Genomic DNA, 21,437 nt, shown 5'->3' with positions numbered 1-21,437 from the left:
GGCTTGGAAATATCGCCGCCGGCCGCTGTACTATTTGCAGTGTTGCAGGCCATTATCCTTACCGAAGCGGAGGCGGATTGAGGAACATAAGCAAATGCGTAGACCGATGTTACAACTGGCCGTGGCTCTAACACTCTCAATACTGATGCAAACGACCTCGGCCAGGTCAGTCGCTGCGCAAACCTCCCTGCTTGAGGAAACCGTGTCCTTCAGTGGACAGGTTCTCTTTCTTGAAACCGGCGTTCCGGGTCTGGTCATCGGTGCGGTTCGGGATGGCGACAGGGCGGTCTTTGGCTTTGGCGAGACCGAACGTGGCAATGGTGTCACGCCTGATGGCGACACTCTGATGCGGGTCGGCTCGATCACCAAGGTCTTCACCGGGGCGGTGCTGGCCGAGATGGCCGCCGAGGGAGAGATAGGCCTGACCGACAGTCTTCAGCAGCACCTGGATGGCACAGAAATTCCAGAGCTTGGCAGCCGCCCGATCCGACTGATCGATCTGGCGACGCATACCTCTGGCCTGCCGAGAGAGTTGGATCGCCCCGCTGGACCGGATGACGACCCTTTCGCAACACTGACGCATGAAGCCTATCTGGATGCGCTTTCGGCGGGCGTGCAGCTTTTTCCGGCTGGAACAGGCGGCCTGTATTCGAATTTCGGCTTCGACATGCTGGCGGTCGCGCTAGAGAAGGCGAGCGGCAAGGCCTACCCGTCTTTGCTGAGCGAGCGCATCCTGGACCCGCTCGGCCTGGAGGATACCGGTTTCGCACCGCGTGACGCTGATCGACTGATGTCGGGGCATGGCTTCGACGGCGAAGTTCTTCCCGATATTCCTACGTCCCCGGCTATGGTTGGTGCCAGCGGGCTATACTCGTCCGCCAATGACATGCTGACCTGGATGGAATGGCATCTGGACGATGGCGATCGGCCAGAGACCCGTCTTCTCGATCACGCGGTCTTCGTTACGCGTGACGGGCTCGATCCTGCCTATGGGTTCGACGAATCGGGAGACATGGACGCAATGGGCCTTGGCTGGATCGTCATGCAACAAAAGGGAAACCAGCCGTTCATCCTGCAAAAGGCAGGGGGCTTGCAGGGAATGTTCCTCTACCACGCCTTCGCGCCGTCGCATGATATCGGTGTCTTCATCGCCATCAACCAGTTCGATTTCGCTGCATCGGCACAGATTGCACAAATGGCCAATGACCTGATTGCTCAACTGGCAACGCGGTAGGTGGTTTCCATCTTCTGCCCTTCAGGTTCAGATCCTGGAAGTTTCAATGCGGAAGGTGCCTTCACATAACCTATTGAAACTGCTGAATGTGAACGCGCCCCTCCCAGCACAACATTCCCTGCAAGGTCGCCGTGGGCCAGCCTGTCCTGTTGGCTGCCACTGACCTGTCCACATCTCAGCGCGCCCTGCCGACGACAAGGCACGGTGATGGTATTCAGTCGTATTTGCGGCGGTCCTCGATCACCAAGCCGTCATTTGGCAGGCTGCCCGGCGGCACGATCTGGATGCGGCCCTTCATCTTCAGCGTCTCGACGACCGAGCCGGCGTAATCGGCCTCGGTCGAGCGGGGGCTTTCGATCTGGACGGTCATCCTGTCCATCTCGCCCTCGCGTTCGGCAATGATACGGGCGCGGGTGATTTCGGGGTGGCGGGCAACCAGGGCTGCGACCTGTTCGGGGCGCACGAACATGCCCTTGATCTTGGTGGTCTGGTCGGCCCGGCCCATCCAGCCCTTGATGCGCATATTCGTCCGCCCGCAGGGCGACAGCCCGGGCAGCACCGCCGAAAGGTCACCGGTGGCGAAGCGCACCAGCGGGTAATCGGGGTTAAGCGTGGTCACGAGCACCTCGCCCACCTCGCCATCGGGAACCGGATCGCCGGTGCCGGGGCGGACGATTTCGATAATGGCGCCCTCGTCGGCGATCATCCCTTCCATCGCCTCGGATTCATAGGCGATATTGCCCAGATCGGCGGTGGCATAGCATTGCTGGGTGACGATGCCGCGATCCGCGTAATACTGGCGCAGAGAGGGGAACAGCGCCCCCCCGGCGACGGCGGCGCGGGTGAAGGAGAGGGTTTCGCCCAATTCATCCGCGCGGTCGAGGATGACCTTCAGGAAATCCGGTGTGCCGGCATAGGTGGTGGTGCCGATATCGGCGGCGGCGCGTACCTGCAGGTCGGTCTGGCCGGTGCCGGCGGGCAGCACGGCGGCATCGACGGCGCGGGCGGCGCTGTCGAACATCATGCCGGCAGGGGTCAGGTGATAGGCGAAGCAGTTCTGCACGATATCGCCGCGCCGCACCCCGCAGGCGAACAGAAAGCGGCCAAGCCGCCACCAGTCGCCCTCGCGCCGGCCGGGTTCATAGATCGGGCCGGGCGACTGGAAGATATGGTCGAATTCGGCGGCGAGGCGGGTGGCGAAGCCGCCGAAGGGCGGATTCTTCTTCTGCGCCTCGGTCAGTTCGGCCTTGCGGATCACCGGCAGCCGCGCCAGTGCCGCGCGATCCGTTACCTCGCCCGGTTCGACATCGCGCAACAGCCGCGCCAGTGCCGGTGCCGTCTTCGCGCGCGAGATCGCTGCCGGAAGCGCCGTGGCCAGCCATTCGGCGCGCTCATCCTCGCTGCGCAGTTCCAGATCGTCGAAATATTCACCCATCATCGGCCCTCATTCCATCGGCAGGATCACAGATTGTCCAGTGAAATCAGGACAGCCAGCGCTTGCGGCGGCGATAGGAGCGCACGTCGCGGAAGGATTTGCGGCCCTTGTCCGACATGCCGAGGTAGAATTCCTTCACATCGGGGTTTTCGCGCAGCGCCTTGGCGGCGCCGTCCATGACCACGCGGCCGTTTTCAAGGATATAGCCGTAATGGGCGAAGCGCAGCGCCACATTGGTGTTCTGCTCGGCCAGAAGGAAGGTCACGCCCTCGCCCTCGTTCACCGCCTTCACGATGTCGAAGATCTGCTCGACCAGTTGCGGGGCAAGGCCCATGGAGGGTTCGTCCAGCAGGATCATCTCGGGGCGCGACATCAGGGCGCGGCCCATGGCGACCATCTGCTGCTCGCCGCCCGAGGTATAGCCGGCCTGGGACCGGCGGCGTTCGCGCAGGCGCGGGAAATAGTCATAGACCATGTCGAGGTCGCGCCGGATCGCGCTTGCGCCGTCGGTGCGGGTATAGGCACCGGTCATCAGGTTTTCCTCGACCGTCAGGTGTTCGAAGCAATGGCGGCCTTCCATCACCTGGATGACGCCTTTCTTCACCAGCGTGGCCGGGTTCAGATCGGCCACCCGCTCGCCCCGATAGGTGATGGCGCCCTTGGTGACCTCGCCCCGTTCTGAGGCGAGCAGGTTCGAGATCGCCTTCAGCGTCGTGGTCTTGCCGGCGCCGTTGCCGCCCAGAAGCGCGGTGATGCTGCCCTTGGGGACCGAGAGGCTGACGCCTTTCAGGACGAGGATGACGTGATTGTAGATCACCTCGATATTGTTGACCTCCAGCAGGGTCTCGGTCTCTGGCGTGGCGTCGAGCATGGCGGGTCCTCGAAAGGGAAGGGGGCCCGGCAGCGGGTGCCGCCGGGCCGGTCGGTCTTAATCGCAGGCGCGCGGGGTGATGTTGTTCTCGGCCGTATAGGCCGCCGCGTCCTCGGCGATCAGCGGGGCCAGAACCTCGGCATCGGGTTCGGTGAACTCGGTGATCAGGTTCCACTTCTTCGCCGCCGCATCCCATTGCTGCAGACGGGCCATGCCGCTGCCGCCATGGTTGGCGCAGCTCAGCTTGATCTCGGGGCCGAAATCGGGAAGGCCGATCTCGACCAGCCGCTCGGGCGTGATGTCGAGCTGTTCGAACCCGTCGCGAAGCTGTTCGGGCGAGATCGCCGAGGTGCCGGAAAGCTCCTGCGCCTTGCGGATCGCCTCGGCGATGACGACGGCGGCATACATGCCGCGCGAATAGACTGCCGAGCCGACATGCTCGCCGCCCTGGCTGGCCTTGCCGGGGTCGATGACATGGGTCTTGAGGTCGTCGTAAAGCGGGTAGTCCATGCCGACGCCGTTGAAGGTCAGCGATTTGTAGCCATTGGCGCCGTCGCCGGCGGGCAGCACGTCAAGCTCGGACCCGGCCCACCAGATGCCGATGAAATTCTCCATCGGGAAGCGGATGTTCGCGGCTTCCTGAATGGCGACCTGGTTCATAACGCCCCAGCCCCACATCAGAACGTAATCCGGCTTGTCGCGGCGGATTTGCAGCCATTGCGACTTCTGTTCCTGGCCGGGTGCCTCGACCGGGATCTCGGTCAGGGTGAAGCCGTGCTTCTTGCCGAGTTCCTGCAGGGTGCGGATCGGTTCCTTCCCGTAGGCCGAGTTGTGATAGACGAGCGCGACCTTCTTGCCGTTCAGGTCGCCGCCATTCTGGTCGAGCAGATACTTGATCGCGACCGAAGCGCCGTCCCAGTAGTTCGCGGGCGCATTGAAGACCCACTCGAAGACCGCCCCGTCCTTGGCCGAGGTGCGGCCATAGCCGGGCGTGTAAAGCACCTTCTTGTCCACCGAGACCTTCGGGATCAGCTGATAGGTGATCCCGGTCGAGAGCGGGTTGAAGACAAGCGCGCCCTCCTTGGTCGCCTCGTAGCATTCGACGCCTTTTTCGGTGTTATAGGCGGTCTCGCATTCGGGGACCTGGATCTTCTCGCCGCCGATGCCGCCGTCGCGTTCGTTCAGGAGCGTGAAGTAATCGTTGAAGCCGTCGGCATATTGGGTGCCGTTGGCGCCGTAAGGGCCGGTGCGATAGGACAGGTTCGGCACGATCAGATCGGCCATGGCGGGGGCTGCGGCCATCACCGCGCCGGCCACGAGGCTTGCGAATTTCAGTTTCATTCTTGGTCTCCTCCCAAGGGTTTCAGGTGCCGGCTTGCCCGGTTCTGATTGGTTAATGCGGGAACGGCCAGAGCCGCAGTTTCTCCTTCACCAGCCGCCACAGCCGGGCGAGGCCATGGGGTTCGACGATGAGGAAGAAGATGATCAGCGCACCCACGATCATCAGTTCGAAATGCGCGGCAAGGTCGGTCGGCCAGCCGAATGTGCCGACCAGCAGGTTCTTCAGGAAGACCGGCAGGACGACCAGGAAGGCCGCGCCGGCGAAGCTGCCGAAGATGGAGCCCAGCCCGCCGATGATGACCATGAAGAGGACGAGGAACGACTTGTTGATGCCGAAGGCCTCGGTCACCTCGGCGGCGCCCAGATAGACCGCGAACAGCAGCGCGCCGGCGATCCCCACGAAGAACGAGCTGACCCCGAAGGCCGAGAGTTTCGCCGTCAGGGGATTCACGCCGATGATCTCGGCGGCGATATCCATGTCGCGAATGGCCATCCATTTGCGCCCGAACATGCCGCGCGTCAGGTTGCGCGCGATCCAGGCGGCGAAGACGACGAAGGCAAGGCAGACCAGATATTTCGCCGCCGGTGTGGCCGCCGGTCCGGTCACCGCCCAGCCCAGCACCGTGCGTTCCGGCGCGTTGATCTGGCCCGAGGCCGAGTTGTTGTAGAACCACGGCACCTTGTTGAACAGCCAGACCAGAAAGAACTGCGCCGCCAGCGTCGCCACGGCCAGATAGAAGCCCTTGATGCGCAGGCTGGGCAGGCCGAAGGCCATGCCGACAAGCGCGGTCATGCCGCCGGCCAGCAGGATATGGGCGATGATGCTGATCTCGGGGAAGGCGGTCATCAGCTTGTAGACCGAATAGGCCCCCACCGCCATGAACCCGCCGGTGCCGAGGCTGACCTGACCGGCATAGCCGACCAGGATATTCAGCCCGATCGAGGCGATGGCATAGATCAGGAAGGGCAGCAGGATGGCACTGGCCCAGTAATCGTTGATGACGAAGGGCACCACCAGCGCCGCCACCGCGACGATGGCGTAATAGCCCCAGCGATCCAGCGCGATCGGGAAGGTCTGCCCGTCGTCGCGATAGCTGGTCTTGAAGTCTCCGGCCTCACGGTAGAACATCGTCACACCCTCTCGATGATGCGTTCGCCGAACAGGCCCTGCGGCCGGAAGACGAGGAAGATCAGCGCCAGCACATAGGCGAACCAGTTCTCGGTCGCGCCGCCGACCATGGGGCCGATCCAGAATTCGAACATCTTCTCGCCCACGCCGATGATCAGCCCGCCGACAATGGCCCCGGGGATCGAGGTGAAGCCGCCCAGCATCAGCACCGGCAGCGCCTTCAGCGCGATCAGCGACAGGCTGAACTGCACCCCGGATTTGGTGCCCCACATGATGCCCGCGACAAGCGCCACGAAGCCGGCGATGGACCAGACCATGATCCAGATGAACTGCAGCGAGATCCCGACCGACAGCGCCGCCTGATGGTCGTCGGCCACCGCCCGCATGGCCCGGCCCTGCTTGGTATATTGCGCGAAGGCGACCAGTGCGGTGACCAGAAGTGCGGCGATGATCGTGGCCCAGATGTCCAGCCGGTCGATGAAGAAACCATAGCCGAACCAGCTGTCGGTCAGTTGCTCGACGGTGTCGGAAATCCCCTGCGGCAGGCCCACATCCAGCGTCTTGATATCGGCGCCCCACATCACGTCGCCCAGACCTTCAAGGAAATAGGCCAGCCCGATGGTCGCCATGAACAGGATGATCGGCTCCTGCCCGACCAGATGTTTCAGCACCAGCTTCTCGATCAGGATCGCCAGCAGCACCATGACGCCCGCCGTCAGCACGATGGCCAGCACCGCCGGCACGGTCCAGCCGAACTTGTCCAGATGGGTGCCGAACATGGCGTTGATCAGATGCGCGAAGGGCACCTGTCCGTTCATGATGCCCACGAGTGTCAGCGCCGCGAACAGCGCCATCACGCCCTGCGCATAGTTGAACACGCCCGAGGCCTTGTAGATCAGCACGAAACCGAGCGCGACGAGCGAATACATCACCCCGGTCATCAGCCCGTTGATGAAGACTTCCGAGGCATAAAGAAGCTGGTCCATCAGCGCGCGCTCCTGCAATTGCGGTCAGTCATGGGCCACCCCCAGATAGGCATCGATGACCTCCTGGTTGTTGCGCACCTCGTCGGGGGTGCCGTCGCCGATCTTGCGGCCGTAATCCATGACCACGACGCGGTCGGACAGGTCCATGACCACGCCCATGTCATGTTCGATCAGCACGGTGGTGGTGCCGAATTCGTCGTTCACGTCGAGGATGAAGCGGGACATGTCCTCCTTCTCCTCGACATTCATCCCGGCCATCGGCTCGTCCAGCAGCAGGATCTGCGGTTCCGCCGCCAGTGCCCGGGCCAGTTCGACCCGCTTTTTCAGCCCATAGGGCAGGCGGCCGACCGGGGTCTTGCGGATATTCTGGATCTCCAGGAAGTCGATGATCTTCTCGACCTGCGCGCGATTGGCGATCTCCTCGGCCTCGGCACGGCCCCACCACAGCGCCTGGCTCAGGAAGCCGGCCTTCATCTTGTTCAGCCGTCCGGTCATGATGTTGTCCAGAACCGACATGCCGTCGAACAGCGCGATGTTCTGGAAGGTCCGGGCGATGCCAAGGCGCGCCACCTGATAGGGGCGCATCGGGCCGCGGCGATAGCCCTTGAACCAGACCTCGCCCTCCTGCGGGACGTAGAAGCCGGAAATCACGTTCAGCATCGAGGATTTCCCGGCCCCGTTCGGCCCGATGATGGCGCGGATCTCGCCCTCGCGGATGTCGAAGCTGATATTCTTGATGGCTTCGACGCCGCCGAAGCGCAGGGTGATGTTCTTGAGGTCCATCACCACCGGGCCGATCTGGCGGCCATCGGCAGTGGTCTGGTTTTCGGCGGCGTCGAGCATGATCAGCTTCCGCTTGCTGCAAGCCAGCCGACAAGCGCGCCATAGACGGCGACGGCGGGGCCATACTGGATCATCTGGCCAAGCGGCAGGCCTGGCCAGAAGCGGGCGGCGAAGGCCACGCCGAAGCCGCCGGTGATCGCGCCGGCCAGAAGGTTCGCCACCACCGGCGGCAGGAAATCGGGCAGAAGCCAAGCGATCACCAGCCCGGCAAGCGCAATCGCCGCGCCGATGACATAGCTGGGTTTGTAGGTCACGACAGGTTTATTCATCAGGTAGTTCCTTTGTTTTCCGCGTCGCGGCGCCCGGCCTCATTCCGCTGCAACCTTCTGCAGCGCGCCCGGCACCACGGCCGCATCCTCGATCTGGAGCGTGGCCTTGATCGCGCCCTTGCGGCCGTCCTCATAGGTCACTTCCGTCTCGGTATAGACACTGGCGGAACCATCATAGAGCGCGTTGACCAGATCGGCGAATTTCTCGGCAATCACGGCGCGGCGAACCTTGCGGGTGCGGGTCAGTTCGCCGTCGTCGGCGTCCAGTTCCTTGTGCAGCACCAGAAAGCGGTGGATCTGGCAGCCCGACAGCATCGGGTCTTCTGCGACCGAACGGTTGACCTCTTCGACATGGGACTTGATCGTCGCATAGACCTGCGGATGTCCGGCCAGTTCCTGATAGGAGGCATAGGCGATATTGTTCCGCTCGGCCCAGTTGCCGACCGCGCTCAGGTCGATATTGATCATCGCGGTGCAATAGTCGCGGCCATTCCCCAGCACGACGGCTTCGAGGATGTTGGGATAGAACTTCAGCTTGTTCTCGACATATTTGGGCGCGAACATGCTGCCATCGGCCATCTTGCCGACATCCTTGGCGCGGTCGATGATGCGCAATTGACCAGTGCCTTCGTCGAAGAAGCCGGCATCGCCGGTGGCCACCCAGCCTTCCGCATCCTTGGTCGAGGCGGTGCTTTCGGGGTTCTTGTAATATTCGACGAAGGTGCCGGGGCCGCGATAGAAGACCTCTCCGCTTTCGGCGATCTTCAGCTCCACCCCCGGCGAGGGCACGCCGACCGTATCCGAACGCACGCCGCCATCGGGCTGCTGGGTGATGAAGACCGAAGCCTCGGTCTGGCCGTAAAGCTGTTTCAGGTTGATCCCGAGCGAGCGGTAGAAATCGAAGATTTCCGGCCCGATCGCCTCGCCCGCCGTATAGCCGACACGGATGCGGGAATAACCCAGCGTGTTCTTCAGGGGGCCATAGATGAACAGGTTGCCAAGCGCATAGGACAGCCGCCCGCCAAGCCCCACCGGCTTGCCGTCCAGAAGCGACGGCCCGACCCGGTTCGCCACCGCCATGTAATGCCGGAACAGCCAGCGCTTGACGGGACCGGCATCTTCCATGCGGATCATTACATTGGTCAACTGCCCCTCGAAAACGCGGGGCGGGGCGAAGAAATAGGTCGGCCCGATCTCGCGCAGGTCGGTCATCATCGTGGCCGCACTTTCCGGGCAGTTCACGGTAAAGCCCGACCAAGTCGCCTGTCCCATCGAGAAGATGAAATCCCCGACCCAGGCCATCGGCAGATAGGCCAGCACCTCGTCGCGATGGGTCAGCCCGTCGAACTCGCTGGTATTCTTCGCCGTCTCGATGATGTTGCGGTTCGACAGCACCACGCCCTTCGGCTTGCCGGTCGTCCCCGAGGTATAGAGCATCACGCAGGTGCTGTCGTAATCCAGCCCGGCAATGCGACGGTCCAGTTCCGGCGACAGGCGCTGGCTGGCGGCGCGACCCTCGGCCTGCACATCGGCAAGGGCGTTCATGCGGGTGTGGTCGTATTTCCGCATCCCGCGCTTGTCGGTATAGATGATCTGCTCGACCGAGCGGGCGTCGTCGCCCACATCCAGCACCTTGTCGACCTGTTCCTGATCGCCACATATGACGAAACGCGCGCCGCAATGATTCAGGACATAGGCCATCTCCTCGGCCACGGCGTCCTGATACAGCGGCACCGGCACCGCGCCGCACATCTGCGCCGCGATCATCGCCCAGTAATGGGCCGGGCGGTTGCGACCGATCACCGCGACATGATCGCCCGGCGCCAGGTCCAGGCTCAGCATGCCAAGTGCCAGCGCCCGAATCTCCTCGGCGGCCTCGGACCAGCTCCAGCTTTGCCAGATGCCGAATTCCTTCTCGCGGTAAGCCGGGCGGTTGCCCAGGCTTGTCGCGTTGCGCGCCAGAAGCGCGGGTATGGATTGCAGGCCGTTATCCGCTGGCCGGGCCGTCTCTGCCATGTCTCCTCCCACCTCCGTCCCCTTTGGCGAAGGGACGGTCGCTGCCGGCGGCGGGTCTTCCGCCTGCGCACCGGCCCGAACAGATTTCATCCCGATACTTACCGGAGTTTTGCCAGATCCTAACGAATTGTTACGCTCTTCCAGAACCTCTCCAGCGGTGCTAACCACCTATCCGGAGGGTGAGATGGTCACCGAAAATTCACGGGCAGAGTTGATGCAATCGGGGCTGAACCTGATCGGTCAGGCCCTGTCGATCTTCGATGCCGATCTGCGGTTGGCGGTCTCGAACCGGCAATATCAGGCCATGTTCGACCTGCCCGACAGCCTGACCCGCCCCGGTGCCTTCTTCGAAGACACCATCCGCTATCTGGTCCTGCGCGGCGAATACGGCCCGCAGGACGACCCGGACGAGGCCGTGCGCATCCGCGTCGATCAGGCCCGCGCCTTCCAGCCGCATTACATGGAGCGCGAGCGTGCCGACGGTCGCTGGGTTGCGGTCGAGGGCGCGCCCCTGTCGCAGGGCGGCTGGGTCGCCGTCTATACCGACATCACCGAGACCAAGCGGCAGGAGGCGCTGTTGCGCACCCGCTCCGAACTGCTCTCGGAACAGGTGCTGGATCATGCCGAGCGGCTGGCGGGCGCGAACCGCGAACTCGCCGCGACGATCAGCGCGTTGCAGGAAGCCAAGCGGGTTGTGACCGAGACCCAGGCCCGCACCCGGCAGGTGACCGAGATGGTCGCCGCCCATATCGCCCATATCGACCCGGATTTCCGCTATCTCTTTTCCAACGGGCAGTTGCCGCAGGTGTTTCCGGGCAGCCGCGCCGATATCGTCGGGCTCAGCGTGGAACAGGCGCTTGGCCCGGCGAATTTCGTCGTGCTGCGCCCCTATCTGGAACTTGCGCTTTCGGGCCGCAATCAGGTCTTCGAGATTACCGATTCGGATTCGGGGCGCCGTATCCGCATCGCGCTGACCCCGGACCGGGCCGGGAAAGGGGTCTATATCCTGTCGACCGATGTCACTGCCGAGGTCGAGGTGCGCGAGGCCCTGACCCATGCCTCGCGGCGCGAGCTGGCGGCCAAGATCACCTCGGGCCTTGCGCATGATTTCGGCAATCTGCTGACCGTGATCCTCGGGCTGCAGGATCGTCTGGCGCGCAGCGGTCTGCCGGCCGAGGCGCAGGGCGATGTCGAGGCGACATTGGCCGCCGCCCGGCGCGGGGTGCATTTGCTGGAACGGATCGGTCAGATCGCCCAGCCCCCCGGTACGACGCGCGAACCGGTGGCCCTGCGCGACCTGCTCGACGATCTCAGCAAGATGGCCCGTCCCAGCCTGGGCGAGCATCTGCAGTTGGAGGTCCGCTGCGATCTGCCCGAGACGCCGCTGATGCTCGATCCCGGCCATGTGCAGGATGCGCTGCTGAACCTGATCCTGAATGCCCGCGATGCCATGGGCGAGGCCGGTGGCACGATCCTGATCGAGGCCCGCGCCGCCGCGCCCTGGCTGGAACTCAGCGTCAGCGATACCGGCCCCGGCTTCACCGCCGAGGCGCTTGCCCGCGCGACCGAGCCGTTCTTTACCACCAAACGCGGGCAGGGTTCCGGCCTCGGGCTTGCCATGGTTTTCGACCAGACCAAGCTGGCCGGCGGCACCCTGCATCTGTCGAACCGTTCCGACGGTCCCGGCGCCGTGGCACGGCTGCGCCTGCCGCTGCACCCGGTCACGCCGCAGATGATCCTGCTGGTCGAGGACGATCACAGCCTGCGCGAGGTCCTGCGGCGGATGCTGATCGGCATGGGCCATTCGGTGATCGAGACGGCGTCCTTCGCCGAGGCCGAACAACTGGTCGATCTGCCGGGGCTGACGCTGATCCTGTCCGATATCCAGCTTGGCGACGGGCTGGGCCCCGACCTGCGCCGGGCCGGGGGGCCGCCACTGATCCTGATGACGGCGCTGCCGCCGGGCGATCCGCTGCGGGTCGCGGCGGGCGGCATCGTGCTGACCAAGCCATTCGACGCTGTGTCGCTGGCCGAAACGCTGAACCGGGTGCTGCATGACTGACGCCGACGACCGCCAACTGATCGCCATTCTCGAAGACGAGCCCGAGATCCGCCGGATCATGATGGATGTGCTGGAAGGGGCTGGGTTCCGTACCATGGGCTTTTCCCGCGCCACCGAATTCGAGGCGGCCCTGCGCCACATTACCCCCGATGCCTGCCTGGTCGATCTTGGCCTGCCGGATCGCGACGGGCTGGCGCTCGTGCACCGGCTGGCGATGGAATCGGGGGCGGCGATCATTATTGTCTCGGGCCGGGCGCAGGTGCAGGACCGGGTCACCGGGCTGGAACTCGGCGCCGACGATTACATCATCAAGCCTTTCGAGCCGGCCGAACTGCTGGCCCGGCTGCGCGCGCGCCTGCGTCGCCCGGCGGCGAAGGCCCATCCCGATCAGCGCAGCCGTGCCCGCTTTGCCGGCTGGATTGCCGATTTCGACCGTTACAGCCTGACCTCTCCCGAAGGCAGCGACACCCCCATGAGCCATGCCGAGGCCGAGGTGCTGCGCATCTTTCTCGATGCCTCGCGGCGGCTGATCTCTAGGGCGCAGATGCAGGAATCGCTGGGGGCGGCGGGGGGCGAAAGCTTCGATAGGGCGATGGATGTGCGGATTTCACGGCTGCGCAGCAAGCTGGGCGAAGATCCGAAAAACCCGCAGCTGATCAAGACCATCTATGGTGCCGGCTATATCTTCCTGGCGGAAGTCAGCTGGAACTGAACGGCCCGCTTAGCCCTCGGCGATGCCCAGATCGGTCAGAACGCGCTGCCGGATCAGGGCCGAATCGCGGTCGTTGATGCCCAGAAGCCCGGCCACCAGCCGGACCAGAGATTCCTCGTCCGCGCTGCGCTCGCCATCGGCATAGGTGATTTCCCACATCGCCGCGAGCACGCCCGAGCGGTCGTCCAGCGGGATCCGGTCCTTGATCTGGCGGGTGAAGCGGACGGTATCGGGGGCCTCGCCCTCGATCATCTCGGCGGCGGCGCGATGTTCGGCGGCCTCGTTCAGGTCCAGCCCACGACGACGGGCAAGGATCTGGTCGATCCGAGCCTCTTCCTGCGCGGTATAGTGGTCATCGGCCCGCGCGACCCGCACCAGAAGCGCCGCGATGGCCACTTCGGCATCCGTGCCCTGAAGCTGTGAGCTGGGGCTTTCCTGATCGAAAAGGCGCGACATGAGGTTGCGGAACATGCGAGGATCATACGCTATCATGCGGAAACGACAAGCAGAATGCGGCTGGCCGCGCGGCGCGCGGGCTCAGTATTTCTGCGGAACGTAGAGATCGCGGGGCAGCACTTCGCGCTCGTAATCCGGATTGAAGACCCGGTTCGGCAGGGTGATGTCCTCATGCGGGATCTCGGTATAGGGCATCAGCGACAGAAGATGCGCCATGCAGTTCAGCCGCGCCCGCTTCTTGTCGTTGCCGGGCACGATATACCACGGCGCCTCGGGGATATTGGTGCGCTCGAACATCTCCTCCTTGGCCTTGGTATAGGCCTCCCAGCGGACCCGGGACTGCAGGTCCATGGGCGAGAGCTTCCATTGCTTCATCGGGTCGTGGATGCGCATGAGGAAGCGCATCTGCTGTTCCTCGTCGGTGACCGAGAACCAGTATTTCACCAGCCGGATGCCGGATCGGACCAGCATACGCTCGAATTCCGGCACGTCGTCGAAGAATTGCCGGACCTCGTCCTCGCTGGCGAAACCCATGACCCGCTCGACCCCGGCGCGGTTGTACCAGCTGCGGTCGAACAGCACGATTTCGCCGCCGGCGGGGAGATGGGGGACGTAGCGCTGGAAGTACCATTGGGTCTTTTCGCGGTCGGAAGGGGCGGGCAGGGCGACGACGCGGGCGACGCGGGGGTTCAGGCGCTGGGTGATTCGCTTGATCGCGCCGCCCTTGCCGGCGCTGTCGCGGCCCTCGAAGATCACGACGACCTTTTCCCTGGTGTGGCTGACCCAGTCCTGAAGCTTGATAAGTTCCGATTGCAGGCGCAGAAGTGACTGAAAATAAAGACTTCTATCCATCTGATCAGGATGGGTGTCGCGGTAGATCTGCTTGATCTCCCGGCTGAGAACGGCGTCTTCCAGTTCGAGCTCGTAATCCTCGTCCAGCGTGTCCTGCAGCTCTGCTTCGAGCCAGTCCTGCGGTCCGTCGTCCATGAAATCCTCCGGTTGCCTGGAGAGATATAAACGCGAATTGTGACGGTTTTACAGGGGGCGCCGGGCAGACATATCCCGTACATACGCCGTGCATATCGCGTGCATATGTTTTCGGCACCCGCCGGTGAGGCAAGGCGCAGCCGAAACTGCGCCCCGGCGCGGCAGGCTCAGACCAGCCGGGCGCCTTCCTTCGCGGCCTCGACGAAGCCGTCGAACAGGGGGGCCGGGTCGAAGGGTTTCGACTTCAGCTCGGGATGGGCCTGCACGCCGATGAACCAGCGGTGATCGGGATATTCGACCGCCTCGGGCAGCTTGCCATCGGGCGACATGCCTGAGAAGGACAGGCCGGCTTTCTCTAGCTGCGGGATATAGCTGGCATCGACCTCGTAACGGTGGCGGTGGCGGTCCTCGATCTCATGCGCGCCGTCATAGGTCGCGGAGATGCGCGAGCCGGGTTTCAGCACCGCCGTATAGGCACCGAGCCGCATGGTGCCGCCCTTGTCGTCGGAGAGCTTGCGCTGGACGGTGTAATTGCCCTGCACCCATTCCTTGAGGTGGTAGACGATGGGGGTAAAGCGTTCCTTGCCGGCCTCGTGGTCGAATTCCTCGGAACCCGCATCCTCGATCCCGGCCAGATTGCGCGCCGCCTCGATCACCGCCATCTGCATCCCGAGGCAGATGCCGAGATAGGGCACGTTCTTTTCGCGCGCATAGCGCGCCGCCGTCACCATGCCCTCGGTGCCGCGTTCGCCGAAGCCGCCGGGCACGATGATGCCGTGATAGCCGTCCAGAAGATGCTGCCCGCCCTCGGCCTCGATATCCTCGGCGGCGATCCAGTCGGAACGGACCTTCACGCGATTGGCCATGCCGCCATGGGTCAGTGCCTCGGCAATCGACTTATAGGCGTCTTCAAGCTGGGTATATTTGCCGACGATGGCGATCTTCACCTGACCGTCGGTATGGGTCAGCCGGTCCATGACATCTTCCCAGCGGGTCAGGTCCGGGCGCGGGGCCGGGCTGATCTGGAAGGCGTTCAGCACCGCCTGATCGAGACCGGCGCGATGATAGGCCAAGGGCGCCTCGTAGATGGATTTCAGATCGTAGGCCGGGATCACCGCGTCGGGGCGGACATTGCAGAAGAGCGCGATCTTGGCGCGTTCCTTTTCCGGGATCGGATGTTCGGAACGGCAGACCAGCACATCGGGCGCAAGGCCGATGGATTGCAATTCCTTGACGCTGTGCTGGGTTGGCTTGGTCTTCAATTCGCCCGAGGCCGCCAGATAGGGCAGCAGCGTCAGGTGCATCAGGATGCATTCGCCGCGCGGGCGTTCATGGATGAACTGGCGGATGGCTTCGAAGAAGGGCAGGCCTTCGATGTCGCCGACGGTGCCGCCGATTTCACAGAGCATGAAATCGACCTCGTCATCGCCGATGGTCAGGAAATCCTTGATCTCGTTGGTGACATGCGGAATCACCTGAATGGTCTTGCCGAGATATTCGCCGCGCCGCTCTTTCTCCAGCACATTGGAATAGATCCGGCCCGAGGAGATCGAATCGGTCTTGCGGGCATGGACGCCGGTGAAACGCTCGTAATGGCCAAGGTCGAGATCGGTTTCGGCGCCGTCATCGGTGACGAAAACCTCGCCATGTTCGAAGGGCGACATGGTGCCGGGATCGACGTTCAGATAGGGGTCGAGCTTGCGTAGGCGGACGGTGAATCCACGGGCCTGTAGAAGCGCGCCGAGCGCCGCCGAGGCCAGACCCTTGCCAAGCGAGGAGACGACGCCGCCGGTGATGAAAATGTAACGCGCCATACGGCCCCCGTGAGTTCGAATCAGTCTGATGCGCGGCCGCAGATACGCACCGTTCACGGGAGGAAAGATATAACCGAATTATCCCGTGTCCGCAACGCGGACCGCAAGTTGTCGTGGGGGCGCAAGTGCTGCCCCCAAGTTATAGGGTGTCAGTTGGCCGCAGGCGGCGCGACCGGGCTGTCAGCCGGGGCATCGGCGGCAGGTGCCGCCGCTTCTGCCGCCGCAGGGGCCGCAGCTTCGGGCGCGGGCGGGGCGATCGGTTCGCCGGCGCCGGGCGGCGGCGTGTAACTGGGCAGGGCGGGCGCGCCGCTGTCGGTCTGGCCGCTGTCGCTGCCGCCGGTCGAGACGCCGAGCTGGTCGAGGACCGAGCCGCCATCCGCGCTGTTCGAGGCCAGCACCGCCAGCGTGATCGAGGTCGCAAGGAAGGCCGCCGCGATGATCCAGGTCATCTTCGACAGTGCATTGGCGGCCTGACGGCCAGTCATGACGCCGCCGCCGGCACCGCCACCGCCGCCCATGCCAAGCCCACCGCCTTCGGAGCGTTGCAGCAGCACGATGCCGATCAGCAGCAGCGCAAGGATCAGGTGGACGGTCAGGACGACGTTTTCCAAGACTCGGGCCTTTCGATTACGGACGGGCCTATCTAGTCAGCAGCGGCTGGCTTGGCAAGGCGCGAGCGTGCGGGCGCGGGAAATCCTGACCGGGCGCTGTCGTGCCGTGCCGGGGCGGGTCGGACACAGAGAAATATTGCGTCAGGGCAGAAATGAGGACAACAAGGTCGGGCAAGACATTTGTATGGGTCTAGCAGTCATGTTGTCAGTTATTTCTTCCAGCGACGATGCCCGGCGGGCCTTTCGGGATTTCCTTTCCGATTTCAGCGATCAGATCAGGATTTCCGAGGGTGAATTGCAGACAGAGACCACGGATTTCATCCCGGTGTCGAGCCGGCGCGTGGTCGCCGCGCTGCATGAGATTTCCGGTCTGACGGGTCTTCCCCGGCCCTCGGACGAGATCGGGGTCATAGATGCGCTGTGCCAATGGATTATGGCGGCCTCGGACGAGGAGAAGGCGGTGGCGGGGCTGGACCTGCCGGTGCCGCCGAAAGTGATCCACCATGTCGCGGGGCGATACCCGATCTTCTACGATTTCCGCAATCTCGACATCGTCCTGACCGAGCTGGTCCGGGCCGGGGCGAAGATCGAGGGGCGGTTTCTCGATTTCGGGTGCAGTTCGGGCCGCAGCCTCGCGGTGCTGAAACGCGCCTTTCCGGATCGGCTGGAGCTGTTCGGGGTCGATCCTTCGGGGGCCTCGATCAATTGGCTTGAGCAGCATATCGACGGGGTGACGGCCTGTCAGTCCAGCCAGTCGCCGCCGCTTGGCTTCGCGGATGATTTTCTGGACATCGTCATTGCCAAGAGCATCTGGACGCATTTTTCGCCGCCTGCCGCGAAGGCGTGGTTTGCCGAGATCGGGCGATGCCTGAAACCGGGCGGGCATTTCTTCTTCTCGACCCACGGGCCGCATGACGTGGCCTCGCGCATCCTGCGCGATCTGCCCAGGCCGAAATACGAACGCTATACCGGGCATCCGCATTGGACGCGCGACGAGTTCCTGATGGCGATCATCGAGGGGTTCCGCGCGGACGGGCATTTCTTCGCGGCCTTCCGCGAGATCTATCACCAGTCCGATCTCAGGGGGGCCGCGCAGCCGACGACGGCGGATTGGGGGCTGAGCTTCCTGCTGCCGGGTTTTGTCGAGACGCTGCTGCCAGAGGGGTTGTCGGTGGTGCGCCATGAAGCCGCGCGCACGGCGTCGCGCCATGACGCCTATGTGGTGCGCAAGGCGGCATGATCCGCTGTCAGGGCCGCGTGAAGACGTAGCGGGTGGTTTCGGACCAGGCCTCGCCCGGGCGCAGGATCGTATCGGGGAAATTCGGCTGGTTCGGGGCGTCGGGCCAGGCCTGAGCCTCCAGCGCCAGCCCGGCCTGGGGGCCGTAGATGCGGCCGTCCAGCCCCGGCACGTCGCGCAGGTAAGCGCCGTTGTAGAATTGCAGCCCGCAGGCGGTGGTCTCGACCCGCAGCGCAAGGCCGCTTTCGCCGGTGATCCAGGCCACCGGGCGCTGCGGGCGCGGGCCGTCCGACAGGCAGAAGCAGCGGTCGCAGGGCTCGGGGCCGAGGGGGCGGGGCTGGCGGAAATCGAAGCGGGTGCCGGCGACGGGGGCGACTTCCCCGGTCGGGATCAGGTCGTCGGTGGTGGGCAGCATATGCTCGGCGTCGATATGGACGGTATGGTTGCGCACATCGTCCGAGCCGTCGAGGTTGAAATAGCCGTGATGGGTCAGGCTGCAGGGCGTGGGCGCGTCGGCAGTCGCGCCCAGAACGAAGTTGAGCGCGCCGTCTTCCAGCGCGATACGGGTGGTCATCGTGATCGTGCCGGGAAAGCCCATATGGCCGTCGGGCAGGCTGAGCGAGAGTGTGACGCTGGAAGGCGTCCGGGCCTCGATCTGCCAGATATGGACATCGACGCCATCGCTGCCGCCATGCAGCGTGTGGCGGTCGCGGAAATTCGGATCGGTTTGGTAGTCGCGCCCGTCGAGGGTGAAGCGGGCATTGCCGATGCGATTGGCGAGGCGGCCGACTATGGCCCCGAAATAGCGCGCAGGGCCGAGATAGCTGGCCGCATCCGGCGCGCCGAGGACCAGCGGATAGTCGATGCCGTCGAGCCGCAGGTCCTGGACGATGGCGCCGAGGGTCAGGACGGTGGCGCTCAGCCCGCCGCCGCGAAGCGTCAGGCGCTGCACCTCGCGCCCGTCGGGCAGGGTTTCGATCTGGGAAGCGGTCACAGGATCACCTTCGGTTCGGGCAGGCCGGGGGCCGGCGCGCGGGTCAGATAGGGCAGGCCCTGGGCGGGGTCGGGGTCAGTCATGCCCTGACGCGCGGTGGTCACCAGCAGGTCCTGCATGTCGCTGCCGCCAATGGCCAGGCAACTGGCATGAAGACCGCCGACCGCGATCCGGTCGAGTTCGTGGCCCTGCGGGTCGAAGCGCCGCACCGCGCCATCGCCCCAGCAGGCGACGCAGAAGGCACCGCTGGCGTCGATCACCGCGCCATCGGGGTTCAGCCCGCGCGGGGCGAGGTCGAGATAGGGGCGGCGTTCGCCCTCGGGCCAGCCCTCGGCATCGAGCGGCTGGGTCCAGACCCGGCTTTCGCGCGTATCTGCGTAATGGGCGAGGCGGCCATCGGCGGAAAAGCAGATGGCATTGGGGATGGTCACGGCATCGACGAGCTTGCGCAATTCCCCCCGATACCAGCGATAGATGGCGCCGGCACGGGCCTCGGCCTGTTTGCCCATGGTGCCGATCCAGAAGCCGCCCTGCCGGTCGGCGCGGCCATCGTTGGAGCGGGTGCCGGGGCTCGCGGCCTCCAGCGGGGTCAGGGGCGTGGGCGATGTGTCGCGCAGGTCGAGCACGGAAAGCCCGGTCTCGGTCGCGATCAGCAGGCGGTTGGCGTCGATCCAGCCCGCCGCCGAGGCCATTTCCGCAAACTGCCATTCCCGCGCGCCCGAGATGTCGCGCGACATGAGCCGCTTGCCGATGATGTCGAACCAGAAGAACTGCCGGCGTTGCGGATGCCAGAAGGCGCCCTCGCCCAGAAAGCAGGCACGGGCGTCATAGGCGCTGGCCGTCGAGGTGGCGGTGTCGTTCATGCGGTCCCCCGTGACAGGCGGGCTTGCGAGAGGCTGAGCAGCCCCTTTTGCAGCAGGATGAAGATCAGCAGCAGGATGCCGATGACGATCTTGGTCCACCAGCTGGACAGCGTGCCGTCAAAGACGATGTAAGTCTGGATCAGCCCCATGGTCAACACGCCGACCAGGGTGCCGAACATATAGCCCGCGCCGCCGGACAAAAGCGTGCCGCCGATCACCACGGCGGCGATGGCGGTCAGCTCCGTGCCCACCGTCGCCAGCGAATAGCCCGAGCCGGTATAGATCGAGAAGACGATGCCCGAGAGGCCCGCCATCAGCCCGGAAAACGCATAGACCATGATCGTGGTGCGGCCCTGGCGCACGCCCATCAGCCGCGCCGTCGCCTCGCCCCCGCCAAGGGCATAGACGCTGGCCCCGAAGCGGGTTTTGTGGGCGACGATCATGCCGGCCAGAACGGTCAGCAGCATGACCACCCCGATCAGCGTCAGCCGGCCCTTGCCGGGCATCAGCCAATAGGCCTTCTGCAGCGTGGTATAGAACGGGTGCTGGATCGGCACCGAATCGATGGACAGCATATAGGCCGCGCCACGGGCCAGAAACATGCCGGCCAGCGTGACGATGAAGGCCGGCATGGCCAGCCGGTCGATGAGAAGGCCCATGGCCGCGCCGAATGCCGTGGTCAGCGCCAGCAGCAGGGCGAAGACGATCAGCGGATGCAGCGGCGTCTCGCGCAGGATCACGGCGATGAAGACGCCGGAAAAGGCGATCACGCTGCCGACCGACAGGTCGATCCCACCCGACAGGATCACCAGCGTCATGCCCACCGCGACGATGCCCAGATAGGCATTGTCGGTCAGCAGGTTGCCGACGACCCGGGTCGAAAGGATATTCGGGAATTGCAGCCAGCACAGCAGATAGGCGATCAGGAAGATCGCGATGGTGGCGTAAAGCGGCAGGGCGCGGGTGTTCATGTCGGGGCTCCTCCGCTGACCGGCTTCGGTTCGCGTCTGGTGTCGCGCCAGACCCGCCACTCGGCGGCGATGCGGGGCGATTGCAGCACGAGGATCACCAGCACCAGCACCGCCTTGATGACGAGGTTGTATTCCGGCGGAAACCCGGCCAGCAGCACGCCGGTGTCGATGGTCTGGATGATCATCGCCCCGATCAGCGAGGCGAGGACCGAGAAGCGACCGCCCAGAAGCGAGTTGCCGCCGATCACCACGGCGAGGATGGCGTCAAGCTCCAGCCAGAGGCCGGCATTATTGGCGTCGGCGCCGCGAATATCGGCGGTGACGACGATCCCCGCCCGTGCCCCGCAGAGCCCCGCGGCGACCTAAACCGCCCTCAACAGCACCCTGCCCCCTGGCATAGATGACGTGCTGCAAAAAGCCATGGCAAAAAGCGCCGCGGATCGCTACCAGCGCGCGGGGGACCTGGTGGAGGCTCTGGCCGCGGCCTTCGGAGAAGCACCCGAAACCCTCACCCTCACCGCAGTGTACCCGTTCCGTAAGGTTTCCCCGCCCACACTCACCGCCCCCACGCTGGGAGATTCCAGTTCCAATGCCTCTACGCACAAT

At 64.5% G+C, this 21,437-nt stretch carries 20 protein-coding genes and 1 pseudogene; 5 read left to right on the top strand and 16 right to left on the bottom strand.

The annotated features are described in order from the left end of the window. Positions 1-106: 106 nt before the first annotated feature. A complete protein-coding gene (gene ampH, locus Q0330_RS16960; protein WP_299482257.1) occupies positions 107-1,234 on the top strand; it encodes a D-alanyl-D-alanine-carboxypeptidase/endopeptidase AmpH in 1,128 nt (375 codons plus the stop codon). A 214-nt stretch (positions 1,235-1,448) separates the two neighbouring features. Here ampH and Q0330_RS16955 read toward each other — a convergent pair whose 3' ends face one another. Genes Q0330_RS16955 through Q0330_RS16920 form a run of 8 tightly spaced genes read right to left on the bottom strand, consistent with a single transcriptional unit; the run spans position 1,449 to position 10,124 of the window. Further along, positions 1,449-2,669: a phenylacetate--CoA ligase family protein gene (locus tag Q0330_RS16955; RefSeq protein ID WP_299482254.1), complete on the bottom strand. Its 1,221-nt coding sequence runs from the start codon at positions 2,667-2,669 to the stop codon at positions 1,449-1,451. Positions 2,670-2,715: 46 nt separating this feature from the next. Next, positions 2,716-3,540, bottom strand: a complete 825-nt coding sequence (locus tag Q0330_RS16950) for an ABC transporter ATP-binding protein (RefSeq protein WP_299482251.1) — start codon at positions 3,538-3,540, stop codon at positions 2,716-2,718. Between the two features lie 57 nt (positions 3,541-3,597). Beyond that, positions 3,598-4,881: an ABC transporter substrate-binding protein gene (locus Q0330_RS16945; RefSeq protein ID WP_299482248.1), complete on the bottom strand. Its 1,284-nt coding sequence runs from the start codon at positions 4,879-4,881 to the stop codon at positions 3,598-3,600. Between the two features lie 52 nt (positions 4,882-4,933). Further along, on the bottom strand, positions 4,934-6,010 hold the full coding sequence (locus Q0330_RS16940) for a branched-chain amino acid ABC transporter permease (protein WP_299482245.1): 1,077 nt from the start codon (positions 6,008-6,010) through the stop codon (positions 4,934-4,936). A gap of 2 nt (positions 6,011-6,012) precedes the next feature. Further along, on the bottom strand, positions 6,013-6,999 hold the full coding sequence (locus tag Q0330_RS16935) for a branched-chain amino acid ABC transporter permease (RefSeq protein WP_299482752.1): 987 nt from the start codon (positions 6,997-6,999) through the stop codon (positions 6,013-6,015). 21 nt (positions 7,000-7,020) lie between these two features. Further along, on the bottom strand, positions 7,021-7,839 hold the full coding sequence (locus tag Q0330_RS16930; protein ID WP_299482242.1) for an ABC transporter ATP-binding protein: 819 nt from the start codon (positions 7,837-7,839) through the stop codon (positions 7,021-7,023). Positions 7,840-7,841: 2 nt separating this feature from the next. Continuing rightward, positions 7,842-8,108, bottom strand: a complete 267-nt coding sequence (locus tag Q0330_RS16925; RefSeq protein ID WP_299482239.1) for a hypothetical protein — start codon at positions 8,106-8,108, stop codon at positions 7,842-7,844. Positions 8,109-8,147: 39 nt separating this feature from the next. Next, a complete protein-coding gene (locus tag Q0330_RS16920; protein ID WP_299482236.1) occupies positions 8,148-10,124 on the bottom strand; it encodes a long-chain fatty acid--CoA ligase in 1,977 nt (658 codons plus the stop codon). Positions 10,125-10,308: 184 nt separating this feature from the next. Between Q0330_RS16920 and Q0330_RS16915 the strand changes: the two genes are divergently transcribed. Together Q0330_RS16915 and Q0330_RS16910 are read left to right on the top strand one after the other, a co-directional pair. Further along, complete coding sequence (locus Q0330_RS16915; protein WP_299482233.1) at positions 10,309-12,186, top strand: PAS-domain containing protein; 1,878 nt, start codon at positions 10,309-10,311, stop codon at positions 12,184-12,186. Beyond that, a complete protein-coding gene (locus Q0330_RS16910) occupies positions 12,179-12,898 on the top strand; it encodes a response regulator transcription factor (protein ID WP_299482230.1) in 720 nt (239 codons plus the stop codon). The genes Q0330_RS16915 and Q0330_RS16910 overlap by 8 nt, the downstream gene beginning before the upstream one ends. Before the next feature lie 9 nt (positions 12,899-12,907). Here Q0330_RS16910 and Q0330_RS16905 read toward each other — a convergent pair whose 3' ends face one another. The 4 genes from Q0330_RS16905 to secG all read right to left on the bottom strand — a co-directional run bounded on the left by Q0330_RS16905 (position 12,908) and on the right by secG (position 16,766). Continuing rightward, positions 12,908-13,369 carry a TerB family tellurite resistance protein gene (locus tag Q0330_RS16905; protein ID WP_299482227.1) on the bottom strand — a complete coding sequence of 154 codons (462 nt, stop codon included), beginning with the start codon at positions 13,367-13,369 and terminating at the stop codon, positions 12,908-12,910. 66 nt (positions 13,370-13,435) lie between these two features. Then, positions 13,436-14,341 carry a polyphosphate kinase 2 gene (ppk2, locus tag Q0330_RS16900; RefSeq protein ID WP_299482224.1) on the bottom strand — a complete coding sequence of 302 codons (906 nt, stop codon included), beginning with the start codon at positions 14,339-14,341 and terminating at the stop codon, positions 13,436-13,438. A 167-nt stretch (positions 14,342-14,508) separates the two neighbouring features. Next, the gene (locus Q0330_RS16895; protein ID WP_299482221.1) at positions 14,509-16,155 is read right to left on the bottom strand and encodes a CTP synthase; all 1,647 of its coding nucleotides are present in this window, start codon (positions 16,153-16,155) and stop codon (positions 14,509-14,511) included. A gap of 149 nt (positions 16,156-16,304) precedes the next feature. After that, the gene (secG, locus tag Q0330_RS16890; protein ID WP_299482218.1) at positions 16,305-16,766 is read right to left on the bottom strand and encodes a preprotein translocase subunit SecG; all 462 of its coding nucleotides are present in this window, start codon (positions 16,764-16,766) and stop codon (positions 16,305-16,307) included. Between the two features lie 199 nt (positions 16,767-16,965). On the opposite strand from secG, the gene Q0330_RS16885 reads away from it, so the two are divergent. Then, entirely contained in the window at positions 16,966-18,006 is a 1,041-nt protein-coding gene (locus tag Q0330_RS16885) for a class I SAM-dependent methyltransferase (protein ID WP_299482215.1), read from the top strand. Positions 18,007-18,013: 7 nt separating this feature from the next. On the opposite strand, the gene Q0330_RS16880 is transcribed toward Q0330_RS16885, so the two are convergent. The 4 genes and pseudogenes from Q0330_RS16880 to Q0330_RS16865 form a co-directional block, all read right to left on the bottom strand. Continuing rightward, the gene (locus Q0330_RS16880; protein ID WP_299482212.1) at positions 18,014-18,997 is read right to left on the bottom strand and encodes an aldose epimerase family protein; all 984 of its coding nucleotides are present in this window, start codon (positions 18,995-18,997) and stop codon (positions 18,014-18,016) included. Continuing rightward, the gene (locus tag Q0330_RS16875) at positions 18,994-19,860 is read right to left on the bottom strand and encodes an SMP-30/gluconolactonase/LRE family protein (protein ID WP_299482209.1); all 867 of its coding nucleotides are present in this window, start codon (positions 19,858-19,860) and stop codon (positions 18,994-18,996) included. Before Q0330_RS16875 ends, Q0330_RS16880 begins: the two co-directional genes overlap by 4 nt. Further along, positions 19,857-20,831, bottom strand: coding sequence for a galactofuranose ABC transporter, permease protein YjfF (yjfF, locus tag Q0330_RS16870; RefSeq protein ID WP_299482206.1), 975 nt, complete (start codon positions 20,829-20,831; stop codon positions 19,857-19,859). The genes Q0330_RS16875 and yjfF overlap by 4 nt, the downstream gene beginning before the upstream one ends. Beyond that, positions 20,828-21,178 (bottom strand): annotated as a pseudogene (locus Q0330_RS16865) (ABC transporter permease); the annotation flags it as partial. The pseudogene Q0330_RS16865 and the gene yjfF, both read right to left, overlap by 4 nt. A gap of 73 nt (positions 21,179-21,251) precedes the next feature. Here Q0330_RS16865 and Q0330_RS16860 point away from each other — a divergent pair. Continuing rightward, on the top strand, positions 21,252-21,437 hold a 186-nt coding region (locus tag Q0330_RS16860), incomplete at its 3' end, for a hypothetical protein (protein ID WP_299482203.1).

The sequence above is a fragment of the uncultured Paracoccus sp. genome, from assembly GCF_937873615.1.
Classification (GTDB): domain Bacteria; phylum Pseudomonadota; class Alphaproteobacteria; order Rhodobacterales; family Rhodobacteraceae; genus Paracoccus.
Note: the sequence above shows the minus strand (reverse complement) of the source record. Positions and strands in the feature narration are given on the sequence as shown.